This is a genomic window from Bdellovibrio bacteriovorus, assembly GCF_048286975.1.
Classification (GTDB): Bacteria; Bdellovibrionota; Bdellovibrionia; order Bdellovibrionales; family Bdellovibrionaceae; genus Bdellovibrio; species Bdellovibrio bacteriovorus_H.
Window position 1 is genome coordinate 54,198 of the sequence record NZ_JBLVRT010000005.1, and the last position, 16,684, is coordinate 70,881.

Consider the following 16,684-nt stretch of genomic DNA (forward strand, 5'->3'; position numbering starts at 1 on the left):
TTCAATGACTTAGCTTGACCCCGCAAAGACCCTTCTGGAAAGATATCTGTATTATACAACGCTATTTATTGTGAATAACAACACAAATATTGCGAAATACAATGGTCCAGAAGGGGTTTGTATGCAGGATAAGGTTCGGGGTCCAGGTGAGGATCAGCTTCAAAAGGGGGCGTTTGACGAGGGGTTTATCGAGGATGATTTGAACCCCCGATCCAAGACGTCTTTGCGTATGAATTACGAAGCTCAGGTGGCAGTCATCCAAAGTCAGATCGGCAATCTGGAACAAATTCGGGGGGATTTAGGGCTTTCCCAACGCAAAATTTCGCAACTATTAATGGTCGATCCATCCAGTTGGACCCGCTGGGTAAAACAAGGCGATGAAGCTCCCCCGCATATCTGGAGAGCTTTGCAGTGGTATTTGGCCCTGCGGGAAAAGATCCCCGGGCTCACGCCGAATTATTTCCTGGGTTCCAGCCCCCAGGTTCTGCATCAAAAAGCCCTTCAGGAAGTCGATTTGGAACGTCAGGCCCGCCGCGAAGAGATTGAAAAGCTGTCTTTAGAGCTTCGCGGAGTGTTTTCTGAGCGTGAAAAGCTGAAATCAGAGCTTCAGGAATTGAAAAAAGACCTGAAATTCCACAGAAATATCAGTATAGTTGTCCTTCTTATTGGTCTGGCTTGGGCTGGCGTATTTTTCTTCTGGAAAGGTCTATGATTAAACACGACTCCATTCGATTGCTTGCGACGACTCTACTTAAAGATGCAGCTATGCGCGCTTATCCAAATGAATTGGCGGCTTTAAACATCAATCTTGAAGATGAAATCTATAAGTCCCTGGTGAATCCACCCAAGTCCGAACTGGGCGATCTTGCTTTTGGATGCTTTATTCTGGCCAAACATCTGAAAAGCGCCCCACCACAGCTGGCGGCAAAGTTGACCGAAGAGTTGGCGAAATTCTCTGGCGAGAAAGTGTCAGCGGTTGCGGCGGGTCCTTATATTAATATCCGTTTTGACGAACAAACTCATGGTGAACAGGTTCTGGCGACAATCCTGGATGGCAGCTATTTCAAAAAGCCGCTGATGGAAAAATCCCCGAAGACCATGATCGAATATTCCCAGCCAAACACGCACAAAGAACTTCACGTGGGTCATATGCGCAACCTTTGTTTGGGCGACGCGATTGTTCGCATGCTTCGTTACAGCGGCCGTGAGATCGTTTCTTCGACCTTCCCGGGCGACATGGGTACGCACGTGGCGAAGTGTCTTTGGTACATGAAAAAACACAATCAAGAGCCAGTGCCTGAAACTGAAAAAGGTGAATGGCTGGGTCGCATGTATTCCAAGGCCAATCTGCTTTTGGAAGATCAAAATGGCACACCTCAGGAAGATATCAATCGTCAGGAGCTGACAGCAATCTTGCATCAGTTGGAAGGCAAAACCGGTCCTTATTATGACCTGTGGTTAGAAACCCGCGAATGGTCCATCGAATTGATGAAAAAGGTCTATGCCTGGGCGGATGTGACTTTTGATGAGTGGTACTTTGAATCTGAAATGGATTCTCCGTCGGCGGCTTGGGTGAAGCAACTTTATGCTGAGGGCAAGCTTGAGATGTCTCAAGGGGCCATCGGCAAGGATCTGGAGTCTGAAAAGCTGGGCTTCTGCATGCTTTTGAAATCCGACGGCACGGGTCTTTACGCGACGAAAGATTTGTTGTTGGCAAAACACAAGTTTGAAGATGTGAAGATTGAAAAAAGTGTTTATGTCGTCGATATGCGCCAGGCTTTGCACTTTAAACAGGTCTTCCGCGTTTTGGAAATCCTGGGCTTTGAGCAGGCGAAAAACTGCTTCCACCTTCAGTACAACTATGTCGAGCTTCCGGATGGTGCGATGAGTTCCCGTAAGGGCAATATCGTGCCGCTGCGTGAACTGGTTCACCGCATGGAAGATCACGTGAAGACAACATACCTGAGTCGCTATAAAGGCGAATGGTCTGAAGAGGATGTTGAGAAGATTGCCGGCCAAGTGGCCAAAGGTGCTATTTTCTATGGCATGCTTCGTATGGATACGAACAAGAAAATCGTCTTTGATATGAACGAATGGTTGAAACTGGACGGGGAGTCCGGTCCGTTTGTGCAATATTCTTACGCACGTATTTCCAGTCTGGGGCGCAAGTTCCCACGCACGGCCGGTGCAAAAATTGACTGGAGTCGCCTGAATCACGCTTCTGAAAGACAGCTGATGCAGTCTTTGGGGGGCTTTAACACGGCGGTCGCGGCGGCAGCGGAAAACTTCAAGCCTTCAGCGATTTGCACTTATTTGTATGATCTGGCGAAGAGCTTTAACGTCTTTTATCACGAGTGCCCGATCGGCACAGAAGCTGACGTGGCAACGCGCGAAGCTCGCCTGGCCTTGAGTGAGGCTGTCGGTATGACTCTGAAAAATGGTCTGGCGGTTCTGGGAATGCCTGCACCGGAGAAAATGTAGTTTTAAATGAGAAAAAAGGCCTCTAAATGAAAATTTGGAGGCCTGAGCTAATACCCCGCATTAACGCTAGTCTTTTTACTCAATTGGACCCATGATCTTTCGGCAATTCAAAAATGAAGGAGCCTACATTGGGAACTTTTGAGATTATCTCTAAGCATGGTGATCATGAGCAGGTTGTTTTCTGTAACGACCCTCATGTTGGTTTGAAAGCGATCATCGCTATTCATAACACCTCTTTGGGGCCTGCACTAGGCGGCACCCGTATGTGGAACTATAAGAATGAAGACGAGGCTCTTGTTGACGTTCTTCGTTTGTCCAAAGGTATGACTTATAAAGCAGCTGCTTCCGGCCTGAATCTGGGTGGCGGTAAAGCAGTTATCATCGGCGATCCTAAGACACAAAAGTCTGAAGGTCTGTTCCGTGCTTTCGGTCAGTTCGTGAACTCTCTGAATGGTAAATACATCACTGCTGAAGACGTTGGTACGTCTGTTCAGGACATGGAGCACATCTACATGGAGACTCCTTGGGTGACTGGTATCCCTAAGGACTTCGGTGGTTCCGGCGATCCATCTCCATACACTGCACACGGTGTATTGATGGGTATCAAGGCTTCCGCTAAAGAAAAGTTCGGTACAGACTCTTTGAAAGGCATCCATATTGCTGTTCAAGGTCTGGGTAACGTGGGTTCCAACCTGGTGAAATACCTGGTTGAAGAAGGCGCTGTTATCACAGTGGCTGATATCGACATGAACCGTACTAAAAGCGTGGCTGATAAATTTGGCGCCAAAGCTGTTAGCTCTGACGACATTCTATTCACAGAGTGCGACATCCTTGCTCCGTGTGCGTTGGGTGCGATTGTGAATGATCAAACTATCACGAAGCTTAAAACCAAAGTTATCGCTGGTGGCGCTAACAACGTATTGGCTGAAGCACGTCACGGTGACCAGTTGAAAGAACTGGGTATCTTGTATGCTCCAGACTATGTCATCAACGCTGGTGGCTTGATGAACGTATTTGTTGAGCTTGAGGGCTACTCTCCAGAGCGCGCCTTCGAAAAGACAAAACGCGTTTACGACAACATCCTTAAAGTTTACGAAATCGCAAAACGTGATGGTATCGGTACCCACACCGCTGCGGACCGTCTTGCTGAAGAGCGTATCAACACAATTGGTCGCCTGAAACAGCGCCATCCGGGCAAATCTTCCCGCGCGTTCACCACGCTGCGTGAAGTGCACAATCGCTAGTAGCGGCAGAGCTTCGGCTCCGTCCGGCAGAGCTGGAGTGCCGGCAGGCACGCAAGCTGAAGCAGCTTAAAATTGGGGTCGAAAGACCCCTTTTTTTATGCGCCGAGTGATAGCATTCATTACGGCCCGTTTTCTTGACATCCCCTCTGGACCAAAGAACAATCTTTCCTCGTAAGTATTTATTAACAGCGAGGAATTATCTTGAGCACTAAAATTTCTAAAGACGATTTGAAGTCCCCGGATCAGGTCACTCAAACTTTGAGAAAAGGTTTTGTCTGGACCACTGGTCACTCCAAAATTGTAATCGCAGCAGTTGCTGCCTTCATCGTGTTGGGTGTGGGTTACTCCATCGCCACGCATCTGTCTGACAAGAAAGAAACCGCTCAACAGGAAAAGTATTTCCTTCTGGAAAAAGCTTATAGCGCGAAAAAGCAAGGCTTTGAGGAAGCTGCTCGTGCTGAGCAGATCAATGCTCAAAGCAAAGACAAAAAGAACGTTCCTGCCTTTGATCCGGCTAAAAAAGCTTCCGGTGACCTGCAAAAGGATTACGGCACAATCGTGGCGGGCTTTGAAGCCTTCATCAATGACGCCCCTAAAACCAAAGCAGCTCAAATGGCAGCTTTGAACCTGAGCGAAATCTATCTGACTTACAAAAAGAACGATGAAGCTGCTGCGGTATTGGCGAAAGTCGAGCCGGGTCTTAAGAGTGGCGATGTTCTGACAGCTTTGGTGTTGATGCAGACTGGAAATGTTCAGGCTGACAAAGGCGACTGCAAAGCGGCTGTTGAAAAATGGCAGAAACTGGCTGACTCCAAAAATCTGGCATTTGCTCATGATGAAGCAAAATTGCGCATGGGTCTTTGCTTTGAATCCATGAATGATCTGGCGAAAGCGGAAGCGCTTTACACTGAGATCGCTAAAAAAGAAGACATGAACACAACTGACTTCGCGGCAGCCAAAGAAGCGCAAAAATACCTGCGCTTGCTTAAAGCCAAGAAGAACCTTTAATCCGGGGAATTCATGAAGATTGTCCTGTTCGGAACTCTATTGCTGACGCTGGTAGGATGCACCACTTTGAACTCGGGTTTGGAGAAATGGAGCTCTTTAAACAACAGCAAGCGTGAGTACGAGGTCAAGGCCGCGTGGATACGTCGCACCACTGAAAAAGACAATCTGGGCTTCCGCAAGATCAACCGTATGACGCCGGTTCTGGCCGGCGATCTGGTGATTCAGGGGAATGGTCTGGACGGTATTGTGGCCTACAGCCGCGACAACGGTCAGGAACGCTGGAGACTGCCGATTGAAAATGGCGCTGAACCCAGTGCCACTTTGATCCGTGATCGTCTGTTTGTGGGGGCGAGCGATGGAAACTTCTATTCTATCGAAGCCAGCACCGGCAAAGTCCAGTGGACTTTCAATACCAAATCTGAAAACCTGGCCGCTCCTCTGTTGGAAGACGGTATTGTGTACTTCCTTGCGGGCAACAGCGTGTTTTACGCACTGGATGCCTCCACAGGCCACCAGGTCTGGTTGTATTCCCGTCAGGACACATCCCAGTTCTCTATCCGTGGCGGCAGTCAGGCGGCTTTAAGCAACGGCACTTTGTATGTGGGCTTCTCTGATGGCTCCGTGGTGGCTTTGAATGCCAAGACAGGGTCTTCCTTGTGGGAAGTTCAACTGAATCGCAACAAGCGCTTCCGTGACATTGATGCGACCCCGGTGGTTGAAGGCAATCAGCTTTATGTGGCTGGTTATGACGACAAGCTTTACTGCCTTTCTGCAGACAAAGGCGAAGTCGTTTGGCGTATTGATGGTGGCGGCTATAGCGGTGTCACTGTTGTCGGCGATAAATTGATCTATCCAACGACCAACGGCGAAGTTCAGGCTTTGAATAAAGCGTCTGGTGATAAGCTGTGGTCTTATAAGCTGAAGGACGGCATCGCGACTCAGGTAAGAACCTACAAAGGGGTCCTTGTGTTCGGTGAATCCCAAGGCTCTTTGCGCTTCCTGGATGCCAATGGCGGCACCGAAGTGGGATCTTTCGAACCGGGCCGCGGAATCCTTTCCTCCCCACAAGTGGATGAAAAGGCGGGTCGAGTTTACTTTATTTCCGGCGAAGCGAATCTTTATGCGATCGACGCTGGTTGGATCAAAACCCCTTACTTTTAGGAGTAAGTCATGAAAAAGCTTTTGTTGGTTTTGTCAGTTATGGGATCTTTGGCAGCGTGCAGTCATGGGAACTGCCGCGCCCAGAAAGAGGCTCAGAAAAACGCCCCTAAAAGCGAGGTTGTTGTGGAAAAATCCAAAGCCACGGATCGTGTGAAGGTGTTTAAGTACGACGGATCTTTGCAGTGCGGTCAGGGTAAAAAAATCGCCCCGGCTGAAATGCAAAAAGACCTCAAGGGCATTGAGGTCTTTTCTTCATCCAATCAGAACGACGGGATGATGCGTATTCAACTTTGTGGAAGCCCTACAGGCAACGCCAATGTCTACGAGATCGATCGTAAGGACCTGGACGCTGCCCTGAAGTTGGGCTTTAAAGAGTGGTTGGCTGAATAAGCAAACGCTCTTTGATTCTTTCTGTCGGGAGAGGACCTTCTCCCGGCACGTAGCGACCTTCGATCACCATCACTTCATTTGGCTTCTCGACGTTTCTTAGAAGCGTTTCCATTACTTTACCAGCGGCATCCAGTCTTTGGATCAGCATCACCGCATCTGGATCAGTACCACCGATACCCATAACTTCTGCCTGACGGCCGTACGTGTAGGCGAATTCAGGGTCAAATGCTTTCAGACGGCCCAGGTCCACGTCTTTCATCGCTCTGTATGAAGCCACGTTGATACGGGACTTCAACTGAGACTGAAGGGCTGGATCCATGTGCTTGCCGTACTCACCAACAACCATCGCACCCATGGCGAAGGCTTTACCGACCACTTCACGTTTGGAAGTGGAGTAACCATAGGACACACCGTACTTCGGACCGCTTCTGTGGTGGTCAATCGCCATTTCAACCATGTCACCATTCAGAGATTCCTTGTTATACAGAGCAAAGTCATTCTTGATCGCCTCGACCAGCGGAGTGCCGGAACGAAGAGCTCTTAATACACTGTTGGACACCAGGTGAGATGTTGGTTTTTTGAAGTAATCCAACAGCTCTTGACGAGTCGGTTCTTTGGTTCTGTTGGAAAGACCGCGCCATACCAGCAGCTCTTTGTCATACCAACGGTTCATTTTTGCATCCCAAAGGGCTTTGGAACCGGAACGATTTACACCGAACATATCGATAAAGTCAGGATCAACAAGGCGCAGACCGATCTGGCGTTCGCCATCTTTATCGTGGATGTAGCGAACAGTTTTTGATCTGTAGTATTCAACAAACAGGTCAGCGATGCGGGACATTGCACGCAGACGGTTGTTCTGGATCTCGATTTTCAGTTCAGGGTGGGCCTGAACCAGTGTTTTAATGAAGGCGTTGAACTGTTCACTGTCAACTTTAGCTTGAGTGTAGTTTTCAACGACTTTGGTTTTACCCTGTTGTTTCAGGGAAATGTTCACCATCTCTGGCAGACCTGGGTACAGCAATTCTGGAGAATGCTCTACAGTCAGACCGTTTTTCACACGGAACAGAACATCGGCTTGCAACTGGGCGTTGTTAACAACACCTTTGTGAACGTATTCACGCCATTCTTTCTGGGAAACCTGAACATCCAGGAAAGGATCCACCAGGCGAACCGGCGGCAAGCCTTCTTTCGTCAGAAGATAGTTCATCAACAAACGAGTCGTGCGGCCGTTACCATTCAGAACCGGGTGGATCGCCACCAGATCGCGCTGAAGGTCCGCTACGATGTCGATATATCTGTGTTCATTAATACCGATTTTAACTTCACCCAAAGCCGCGCGCTCAGCATTGAATCTTTCGAAACGCTGTTCAACCAGGGCTTTGGTGAAGGCTTGTTCCAAGGCTGGAGTGGCTTGACCATTCAGGGACGTGCCGTTTTGTTCACGGTACGCCATGATCTCTTTATAAAGCTCCGGGTGGGAGTTTTTGATAATATCAACAGTGGCTTGCTTTGGAGTTGTCACGTATGGATAGTGAATACGGCCACTGACCAAAGTGGTGTCGCCATTTTCCACAACCATGTTGCGTTTGGAACCCCAGATTTTTACATTCTTCCAGACGCCTTCATTCAAAGTGCTGCCTTCGCGGGCCGTTTCAACAAAGTTCAGGTAGGGATTTTCCAGAACGACTTGAGCTTCTTTCGGCGTCATTTTGAATGCGCCAGCGACGTTCCCCATCCAGTGACCGTTGCGCCATACACCCAGCTGATCCGGGCGGATGCCTTCAACGCCGTTTTCCATAATACGCTTATGAATCTCTGGCAGAAGGTCTGCGGTGAGTGCCGGCTGTTCTTTTCTTAGGAAGTTATCACGGGCGCTCAGGAAGCCTTTAAATGGAGCCGCCTCAGCTTCGCCGCGATCGTAGATCTTGGAGAAGTCCATAACTTCGCGTTTGCCTTCAAGGAAGTTCGGCAAAAGCTTATCAGCGGTGTGCGTGTAATCGAAGAATTCAACTGAAGCCAAAAGGTGTTCAATTTGGTTCTTGCGTTGAGCTGGGATCTTTTCCAGAGTAGCCCAAAGGTCCGCTTTGATGGATTTAAATTGAAGGAGTTCACGCGGTGTTTCCGGCTGCTTCACTTCGGAACGCAGGCCGAAGTCCACGCCGCGGGCTTTTACCTGGGGATCTGTAAAGACATACTCACACATCTGAGCGGCTTGGGCCGGGCTCATGAAGCTGATTGTCAGCAACAGGGACAGGATGAACTTAAACATGTTATGCACAGGCATAATAACTCCTCTTATTCAGAAGATTACTAAAGCAATGCCCGTGCTAGGTCATAAGCACTACAATGGACTTGAACGGGGAGGGGGAGGGTACTCCCCGTCTCATTCTGAGAAAGAGGCAATTTGCGTCGACGGCTGTTAAGGCTTTAAACAATGTCGCTCTTGTCAGTGGTGGGTAGAATTGAAATACACTTGTCATTACAGGACCCTGTCTGCATCATTTTGATATGACCACTATGAAAGCTGCATTCATCACGAAGTATGGACATGATCAGAAGCTTGTTTTCGGAGACCTTCAAGCTCCCGTTTGTGGCGACACCGACGTTCTGGTTGAGATTCACGCAACAAGTTTAAACCCCATCGACTTTAAAATCAGGGATGGCAAGATCAAGTTCCTGCGGGCATATTCATTTCCGCTGATACTGGGGCATGATGTGGCTGGTGTCGTTGTTGCCGTGGGAAGCAAAGTTACCGGGTTTAAAAAGGGCGACCGAGTGTATTCTCGACCACGTAACGGCCGCACCGGAAGTCTGGCTCAAATGATCGCCATTGATGAAACCGAGCTGGCACTTATGCCGAAGGATGCCACCTTTGAAGAAGCGGCAAGCCTGCCTTTGGTAGGACTTACAAGCATGCAGGCCTTGGTCGATATCGCCGGCATGAAAAAGGGTGATCGTGTTTTCATTCAGGCAGGCTCTGGCGGGGTTGGAAGTTTTGCCATTCAATATGCCAAGCACGTCGGCGCCCATGTTATTACGACCACCAGCAGTCGCAATGTTGAATTCGTGCGCAGTCTGGGTGCTGATGAGGTTATCGACTATACCACGCGGAAATTTGAAGACGTTTTAAAGAACGTGGATATCGTTTTTGATACTCTTGGCGGCGATGCTTTGTATAAGTCATTCCAGATTCTTCGCCCTGGAGGCTGGGTGGTTTCAATCTCTGGCGATCCGGATCAACACCTTGCTGATGATATGAAGTTGAACTTTATAAAGCGCGAGATCCTGTGAATCGTAGGACGCAAAGCCAATGGTCTTGCTAAAAAAGCCAAGGCTTACTATCGATTTATATTCATGCATTCGTCAGGAAAACAACTGGCGGAAATCACCCGGCTTGTTGAGGCGGGAGTTATCAAGCCCGTCATAGACAAGGTCTTTTCGTTCTCTGAAGCCCAGCAAGCCATGGACTATTTAGAGAAAGGTCGCAGCCGGGGTAAAGTGATCGTAAAGATTCGCGATTAGGATTTAAAGCCTGCAAGCACCTGGATGGCACTGTCGAGCTCATCCTTGGTGTTATGGATATGCGGAGTCAGTCTTAGAACAGGAAAGCCTGGAACTCTTGGCAGGCCGACCTGCAGCTGTGGTTTCGAATGACGGATAAACAGGCCGTCAAACTCGATCCCGGGGAAACTTCCGACCTTGTAACATAATAGACTTGAAGCAATATCTGAATGACGGTCTTTAAGTGATTTGATCTTGAATTGATTTAAGCCGTCTTCAAGATAGTTCATACGTTTTTGAATTTCGGTTCTGATAAGTTCAGGTCCGGTCTGATCCCAGAAATCAAAGCACGATTCCAAACCATACAAGCTTGCATAACTCATTGAATGCGACCACAGCATGCGTGCTGCAAACGGATGATCACAATAAGCACCCATACCAGGCAGAATCTTTTCTTCGGTGGTCCAAGATCCATAAGCTGGCTGCATCTGATCCTGAAGCAATGGATTCACCCAGCCAAACGCGGTGCCCTTGGGGCCCATAAACCATTTATGCAGATTTCCGGCATAATAATCGACGTTTTGAAGCTCGTTTGTGAAGTTTAAATCCAATAAACCTGGTGCGTGAGCGCCATCAACCACCAATAAAACGTCTCTGGCTCTTAAAGCAGTCGCCAGTTTTGCCAAAGGCATGGTCAGACCGTTGCCAGTAAAGACATGGCTGACGACGAATACACGGGTTTTATCAGAGATTTGCGAAACGATCTTTAAAACTGCTTCATCCGCCGAGATTTCATCATACATAAAATCCGCGTTGATAAAGCGCACAGAAAGACGGTCTTTGCGTGCCTTGAAATGCAGAATGTTAACAACTGCACCGTATTCAAAGCTGGTGGAAAGAATTTCAGAATCTGCAGGCAGCTGCAAACCCATGATAATTTCATTTAATGCCAAAGTGACATTGGGGCGAAGAAACAGATCCTGAGGTCGGGCTTTGATGAAATGCCCCAGACGCTCTTGCAGGGCCCACAGACGAGCCCAGGCTGCACCATACCCAGTAGATGTGTTGTGTTCAAAAGTGCCCAGCTCGGCCTTTTGCTGATCAATAACAACCGAAGGACACAGCCCCAAAGTGCCGTTGTTGAGATTCACGAAGGATGTGTCTTTGTACTTCTCAAAAGCGGCGGAAAAATCCTGAAACATAATTACTTATTACGACCTTTGCAGGTTTTCAAAGACAGATCTTCGCCGGTCACCAAAGACAACTGATTGTTTTTCAGCTGTTCGCGGATATCCATCCACAACAAATAGTAATGCCATTCGCGGGGGGATTTTTCCGAAACACCATGGTCGGGGAGAAGTTTCAGATCATTTGTCTTTACCAGAACATCCAAAACTTCAGGATTCTGGCGCAGCTTTTCGATCAGAGCTTCGAAGATCAGATTGTAATGTTCGGCTGGTTCTTTGGTCGCAAATGGAAACACTTTGCCTTCAAAGGTCACCCAGTTGGCGTCGTTTTTTTCCATCAGGAAGTTGGCATAGCCACCAGCACTTTTAGCGGCATAGCCATTCATCTGGGATACTTGTTCGCGCGTGTATTTCCAATTCTTGGCCCAAGCCCAGCGAGGATCGTTTTCGGTCTCTGGGTATTTCATCATCTGCCAGAAAGCTTCAACCGTTGGATAACAAACACCATGGAATACGAAAGACGCTTCCGCGAAGTTTGAAAGCAGACCCAGCTCGTTTCGTTTACTTAGAACAACTTCCATACGGCCGGCATCTTGCGGAAGGATCTCCCAGGATTTGGCTTCGTCACGGGGAACTTCTTTCCACCAGTGCGCAGGATACGGAGCTTTCCAGGAGTCGTCTGATTTTGCGACAGGCTTTACACCTTGGGTGGGCTTTTTATTGCTGGAATCTGAACAAGAAACCAGAAATGCTGTCAGAAGCACAAACAATGAAACGAACGTCGTTTTAGCCATAAATCCCCCTTACGCAAAAACGCCCGCAAAGACTAGCGGACCTTCCGCGTGAATACAATTCTGACCGCATGCATAAAAGGTCAAAATACGGTCAGATTTAGGGCTATTCTTAAAGGAATCGACAAAGGGGAGCTTATGGAAATTGGATTTTTAGGCGCAGCAGGCACCGTTACGGGGTCCAAGTTTCTGGTACATAATAACAGCACTCGAATTTTGGTCGATTGTGGCATGTTCCAGGGTTTTAAAGAACTTCGCGAGCTCAACTGGGAAGACTTTCCTTTTAACCCCCGTGATATCGACGCCGTCGTTCTGACGCACGCACATCTGGACCATTGCGGAGCTTTACCTTTGCTGGTGAAACGAGGATTTAAAGGTCGAATTTACTGCACAGAACCGACGTTGGAACTGACTAAAATCATCCTGCTTGATTCAGCCAAGATTCAGGAAGAAGACGCTGAATACGCCAACAAAAAAGGCTTTTCCAAACACAGTCCCGCGCTGGCTTTATATACCATTGAAGATGCTGAAAAAACGTTGCCTCTTTTAACTCCGGTGGATCTGCACACTGAATTTGATATCGGGACTTTGAAAGTCTATTTCACCAGCAGCGGCCATATCCTGGGGGCTGCTTCGGCATGGATTTCCAACGGTGAAACCAGCATCCAGTTTTCCGGTGATTTAGGCCGTTATAATGACCCTTTGATGCCGCCGCCAGAACCGCCAGTGCATTCAGATTATGTCGTGATGGAATCCACCTATGGGGATCGCGATCATTCGAAGATCAGCTCTAAAGAAGTCTTAAAACAGTGCATTTTAGAGATCGCAAAAACACGGGGAGTGTTACTGATTCCTAGTTTTGCCGTGGGAAGAGCTCAGAATCTGTTGTTTGAAATCACGGAACTAAAAAGAGACGGGGAGGTCCCCGCCCATATCCCCGTTTATTTTAACTCTCCCATGGGTCATGAAGTTGCAAAATTGTACGAACGCTATCACCCGTTCCAACGTCTGGCTTCAGGACAGTTCGCTGAAATCATGTCTGAAGTTCATTGCATTAAAACCGCCGAAGAATCCCGGGCTTTAAATGATGATAAATCCGGACCAAAAATCATTATCGCAGCCAGCGGCATGTTAACTGGCGGCCGAGTTTTGCATCATTTGAAAGCTTTCGGGCCGGATCCTAGAAACATTGTTTTGCTGGCAGGATTCCAAAGCCCCGGAACCCGCGGACACAGCCTGTTGAATGGCGCTAAAGAGATCAAAATCCATGGTCTTTATGTGGAGATTAACTGCAAAGTGGTTCCATCAGATTCATTTTCGGCGCATGCAGATAGAAGTGATTTGATGACCTGGTTAAAACAAGCTCCCGAGGCCCCAAAAAGAACGTTCCTGGTACATGGGGAATCGACGGCTGCAGATGAGCTTCGTAAACGCATCGATAAAGACTTAAAATGGATCGTTTCAGTGCCCAGAATGAATCAATTCGTTAAGACCTAGGGCCTATATCCCAATAAGCCCCTCCAGCTACCGTTACATAATATAACTTATCAGAAGATTATATATCCCACTTCAACCGTGGGATTTTCATCGAATTGACCCTGAACTGGTTCCGGATTTACATTCAAAATCATCTCTTTAAAGGCTTAATTAATATGGAATCTTGCCCGCTTTGCTCAAATCAATCTCAACTTCATTCCGAACCGTTGTTTCCAGCTTGGATGAATGCTTCTGAAAACCCGACTTTGAATATTTGTGGGACCTGCCAAACACGCTTTGAACGAAATGCCATTTTCACGCTGGAATTTTTCAAAGAGCGCGCATTCTTGAAGAAAACCAATGAGCCTGATTATTACGACACTTTCTATGGTTCAGAACTTCATCTTAAAAGATCCCGTATCGCTTTGTTGTATTTCCTGGTGGGATTGAATTTGAAACAACATTTGATTCTGGCAGCTCAGGGCGAGGACCTTTTGGGTGGCAGCTTTGAACGTTTATCCCATGATTTTAATGGCCGTTTTATCGAAGAAAACGACTATCACCTTTGGGCCGCATTCAATCCAGAACATATTGAGACACTTTCAGCTCCGGTGCGCACCCGTATTGAAGGTTTAAACGCCACGGAATCCTGCATTTTGGGATATCATTTCTTCCTGATCACAGATCAGCGTCCATTGCCTGCAAAGTCTTTGATTCTGCAACTGGAACAAGAACAAGATCTGACCATTATGCATGCTGGAATTGAAAAAGATCTCTATGAAGACTTTGAAGCTTTCATGGAAGAGTTCATCAGCCGCAAAAAATAGTTTTGTATCAAACGGGGATAGTGAAAAACATCTCTCCCCGTCTTCCCCTGCTGATTTTGTTCTTAAAAAGCTTCGGGATTCAGGATGATTTCCTGACCATCTGATGTGATCGCTTTTAAGTATTCATCTCCGGCATTCAACCCCAGACTGACTGTGGCGACTTCATATAAATTCCCGTGCTGGTCTTTCAGGATTAAATGCTCAATGGGACCAGAACCTGAATCCATGGTTTTAATTCCATGTTTTTTTACGGCGATCATTTTTACGATTTCAAATTCCAGATTTGAACCCGCATCCACGGTCTCGGTTTGCAGGTTTTCAATTTGATACCGGTAATGGCTAGCGTGTTTTGCTTCAACAATCTTGTTGGTGATCGCGCCCATTTCAGCCAGGCACTGATATTCTTTGTCGATCCCGCGCAAAACAGCTGCCGGTCGAATCAAACGGACTTTTGCATTGGAAAATTTGGCAGATACGACTTTGGTTTCTTCAGTATAGACACAGGATCTAAGCAAGGAGCCATAATAGCAATAGCGCAGACCCAACAATAGGCCGCCTGTAATCACGATCCATGAAGCAATTTTCCATCTGGATTTCATTCGAAAGACTCCCCAAAACGGATGGCATTAAGATACGGATCATCTATCTGCATTTCATTCATGCCCCAGGGCTGCTTTGTCAGTTCATATCTGAAAACAACACCACGGTCTTTGAATTCGGCAAACAGAGCTTCAATATTTTCCACACGAATATAGCAGCTGCTTTGGCTCCCCAGAGTTTTGGCATCAGATTCAGAAGCGGTTTTCCAGAAATGAATCTCACACGGCCCGCGTTTTACGGACAAAAACCCATGCTCAATCATTTTCGCAACGACCTTAAAACCCAGTTTTTGTTCCATGAACTGAGCTGTTTTTTCGATGTCACCAGAAGGCAACTGCGGAATTGCGGGAGACAAAATGGCTGTATTCATTATGTTTCAATCCTGTTGCCGTTTAACCGGGATGGTTCCATGTCTTGGATTCAACTCCGGCCTTAAACCATTTTCTTCAGTTCAGATAGATGCATTATTTCCATCTGTGGAGGAACTTCATCGTCTTCGATTTTAAGTTTGCCGGGATTAAACCAGCAGGAATCAATGCCGAAATGATGCGCTCCCAGAATGTCTGTTTCCAGCTTGTCTCCAACCATCAAGGTCGAGCTTTTATCAAACTTACGGGCCTGTTTGACGGTGTATTCAAAGAATCGAACATCGGGCTTGGCATAGCCGGCTTCTTCAGACACAGCCATAAAGCTGACAAATGGAGCCAGCTTCGACCGACTGAGACGTTGAACTTGAGTGGTTTGAATCCCATTGGTGATAATTCCAAGTTCACCTTTGCCACTTAAATATTCACACAACTCGACGGCGTGATCGACCAACACCACAGCTTCTGGCAAAGCATCCAGATATCTGTTCGCGGTCAAGACAGGATCGATTTCAATGGCGTGGATTTCAAACAACTTGCGAAAGCGTTCGACTTTTAAAAGGTCCTTGGTGGTTTTTCCCTGTTCAAATTGCTTCCACAAAGCGGCATTTTCAATTTGATAGGTGCGAAAAAGGCTGTCCAGATCTGCTGTCAGACCCACTGAATTCATCGCCGAAACAAAGGACAGCTTTTCAGACGCTTTAAAGTCCAACAAGGTGTCGTCCAAATCAAAAAGGAATAAATCGTATTTCATAGCTTGATCTTAAATCACTCCAAGACACCAAGATACTCGTTTACCTGCAGTAAAGCCATATCAAAGGCCACAAAATGAGGACCAGATCAATCTGCGTATCGATTAAGAACAACCTTGAGGTCGCCCTTTTGACGGACTTTCTTCAGGGACTTATTAAACAGGTCGCGCATTATTTTATCACGAAAGGCCACCGAGTACTGGGACTTGTCAAATAGCGCGTGTTTTTCAACTTCAGGTAGAGGATGACCGGATACTTTTCGCAGCTTTTCCTGATTTATTCGAAAGGTGCGCTCTTCGCAGATGATTACATCCACCCGATCCATCATGAGCATCTTTATCTGCCGTCTTTGCTCGGCATACTCCTGATAGTCTGAACTTTTGCTGATAGCGGCACTAAACTCCGGCCCCAGAAAATATCGGGCATTTTGAAAAGCAATAACACTTTTCTTACCCAGATCACCCAATTCATTGAGCCTAATGGACTTGGACTTCAGGGTCCATGCGAAATTCTGAAACGTGATATAGGAATCCGACAGATGGAATTTCGGCATATTGTTGATGGTCGCCATAGCCGCAACATGACCCAGCTCCAAACTGCGCACAGAGCGTGCCGGAGGCTGAAAGACCGGGATCATCTCATAACCCATATCCCGGAACACCCGGCGCAAAAGTTCCACTTCCAAACCACTCGCGGTTTCATGAATTACATAAGGCGGTTTATCGAGAGAAAATGCCACTCGCACCGGAGGGAGCGTCCAACCCCGGCATGGCAAAAGTAAAAAAACAACGAGCAAAAGGGCCTTCAAGCAAGACCTCCAGAGTTCCATTATCTCTCTGAAGGCAGGGACATTAAAGGAATAATACTCTTCTCAACATTACATTTTTTTCGGTCTGAC

Annotated in this window: 15 protein-coding genes and 1 pseudogene; 9 read left to right on the forward strand and 7 right to left on the reverse strand. The window is 47.4% G+C overall.

What is annotated here, in order from left to right; translation table 11 throughout:
* Positions 1-121: 121 nt before the first annotated feature.
* From ACNQKP_RS14595 to ACNQKP_RS14620, 6 genes are all read left to right on the forward strand, one after another.
* Positions 122-712 (forward strand): hypothetical protein, encoded by a 591-nt coding sequence (locus ACNQKP_RS14595; protein WP_417865507.1) that lies wholly within the window; start codon positions 122-124, stop codon positions 710-712.
* Positions 709-2,481: an arginine--tRNA ligase gene (gene argS / locus ACNQKP_RS14600; protein ID WP_417865509.1), complete on the forward strand. Its 1,773-nt coding sequence runs from the start codon at positions 709-711 to the stop codon at positions 2,479-2,481. Before ACNQKP_RS14595 ends, argS begins: the two co-directional genes overlap by 4 nt.
* A gap of 113 nt (positions 2,482-2,594) precedes the next feature.
* Complete coding sequence (locus tag ACNQKP_RS14605) at positions 2,595-3,725, forward strand: Glu/Leu/Phe/Val family dehydrogenase (RefSeq protein ID WP_011164478.1); 1,131 nt, start codon at positions 2,595-2,597, stop codon at positions 3,723-3,725.
* 201 nt (positions 3,726-3,926) lie between these two features.
* On the forward strand, positions 3,927-4,733 hold the full coding sequence (locus ACNQKP_RS14610; RefSeq protein WP_417865511.1) for a tetratricopeptide repeat protein: 807 nt from the start codon (positions 3,927-3,929) through the stop codon (positions 4,731-4,733).
* A 12-nt stretch (positions 4,734-4,745) separates the two neighbouring features.
* Positions 4,746-5,894: a PQQ-binding-like beta-propeller repeat protein gene (locus tag ACNQKP_RS14615; protein WP_417865513.1), complete on the forward strand. Its 1,149-nt coding sequence runs from the start codon at positions 4,746-4,748 to the stop codon at positions 5,892-5,894.
* A 9-nt stretch (positions 5,895-5,903) separates the two neighbouring features.
* Positions 5,904-6,284: a hypothetical protein gene (locus ACNQKP_RS14620; RefSeq protein WP_011164481.1), complete on the forward strand. Its 381-nt coding sequence runs from the start codon at positions 5,904-5,906 to the stop codon at positions 6,282-6,284.
* Here ACNQKP_RS14620 and ACNQKP_RS14625 read toward each other — a convergent pair.
* Positions 6,262-8,571 carry a Fic family protein gene (locus tag ACNQKP_RS14625; RefSeq protein WP_417865515.1) on the reverse strand — a complete coding sequence of 770 codons (2,310 nt, stop codon included), beginning with the start codon at positions 8,569-8,571 and terminating at the stop codon, positions 6,262-6,264. The two genes, ACNQKP_RS14620 and ACNQKP_RS14625, sit on opposite strands and share 23 nt — an antisense overlap.
* Positions 8,572-8,804: 233 nt before the next feature.
* Between ACNQKP_RS14625 and ACNQKP_RS14630 the strand changes: the two are divergent.
* Positions 8,805-9,809: pseudogene (locus ACNQKP_RS14630) on the forward strand (NADP-dependent oxidoreductase).
* Here the strand turns inward: ACNQKP_RS14630 and ACNQKP_RS14635 are convergent.
* A complete protein-coding gene (locus ACNQKP_RS14635; protein ID WP_417865517.1) occupies positions 9,806-10,990 on the reverse strand; it encodes an aminotransferase class V-fold PLP-dependent enzyme in 1,185 nt (394 codons plus the stop codon). The pseudogene ACNQKP_RS14630 and the gene ACNQKP_RS14635 sit on opposite strands and share 4 nt — an antisense overlap.
* A 2-nt stretch (positions 10,991-10,992) precedes the next feature.
* On the reverse strand, positions 10,993-11,769 hold the full coding sequence (locus tag ACNQKP_RS14640; RefSeq protein WP_417865519.1) for an NADAR family protein: 777 nt from the start codon (positions 11,767-11,769) through the stop codon (positions 10,993-10,995).
* A gap of 135 nt (positions 11,770-11,904) precedes the next feature.
* On the opposite strand from ACNQKP_RS14640, the gene ACNQKP_RS14645 reads away from it, so the two are divergent.
* Together ACNQKP_RS14645 and ACNQKP_RS14650 are read left to right on the forward strand one after the other, a co-directional pair.
* Positions 11,905-13,263 (forward strand): MBL fold metallo-hydrolase, encoded by a 1,359-nt coding sequence (locus ACNQKP_RS14645; RefSeq protein WP_417865521.1) that lies wholly within the window; start codon positions 11,905-11,907, stop codon positions 13,261-13,263.
* Positions 13,264-13,484: 221 nt separating this feature from the next.
* Positions 13,485-14,069, forward strand: coding sequence for a hypothetical protein (locus ACNQKP_RS14650; RefSeq protein WP_417865523.1), 585 nt, complete (start codon positions 13,485-13,487; stop codon positions 14,067-14,069).
* Positions 14,070-14,131: 62 nt separating this feature from the next.
* On the opposite strand, the gene ACNQKP_RS14655 is transcribed toward ACNQKP_RS14650, so the two are convergent.
* From ACNQKP_RS14655 to ACNQKP_RS14670, 4 genes are all read right to left on the reverse strand, one after another.
* Positions 14,132-14,668: a hypothetical protein gene (locus ACNQKP_RS14655; RefSeq protein WP_417865525.1), complete on the reverse strand. Its 537-nt coding sequence runs from the start codon at positions 14,666-14,668 to the stop codon at positions 14,132-14,134.
* The gene (locus tag ACNQKP_RS14660; RefSeq protein ID WP_417865527.1) at positions 14,665-15,039 is read right to left on the reverse strand and encodes a bleomycin resistance protein; all 375 of its coding nucleotides are present in this window, start codon (positions 15,037-15,039) and stop codon (positions 14,665-14,667) included. Before ACNQKP_RS14660 ends, ACNQKP_RS14655 begins: the two co-directional genes overlap by 4 nt.
* A 62-nt stretch (positions 15,040-15,101) precedes the next feature.
* Positions 15,102-15,788 (reverse strand): YjjG family noncanonical pyrimidine nucleotidase, encoded by a 687-nt coding sequence (locus ACNQKP_RS14665; RefSeq protein WP_417865529.1) that lies wholly within the window; start codon positions 15,786-15,788, stop codon positions 15,102-15,104.
* Between the two features lie 86 nt (positions 15,789-15,874).
* Entirely contained in the window at positions 15,875-16,594 is a 720-nt protein-coding gene (locus ACNQKP_RS14670; RefSeq protein WP_417865531.1) for a substrate-binding periplasmic protein, read from the reverse strand.
* Positions 16,595-16,684: the final 90 nt, after the last annotated feature.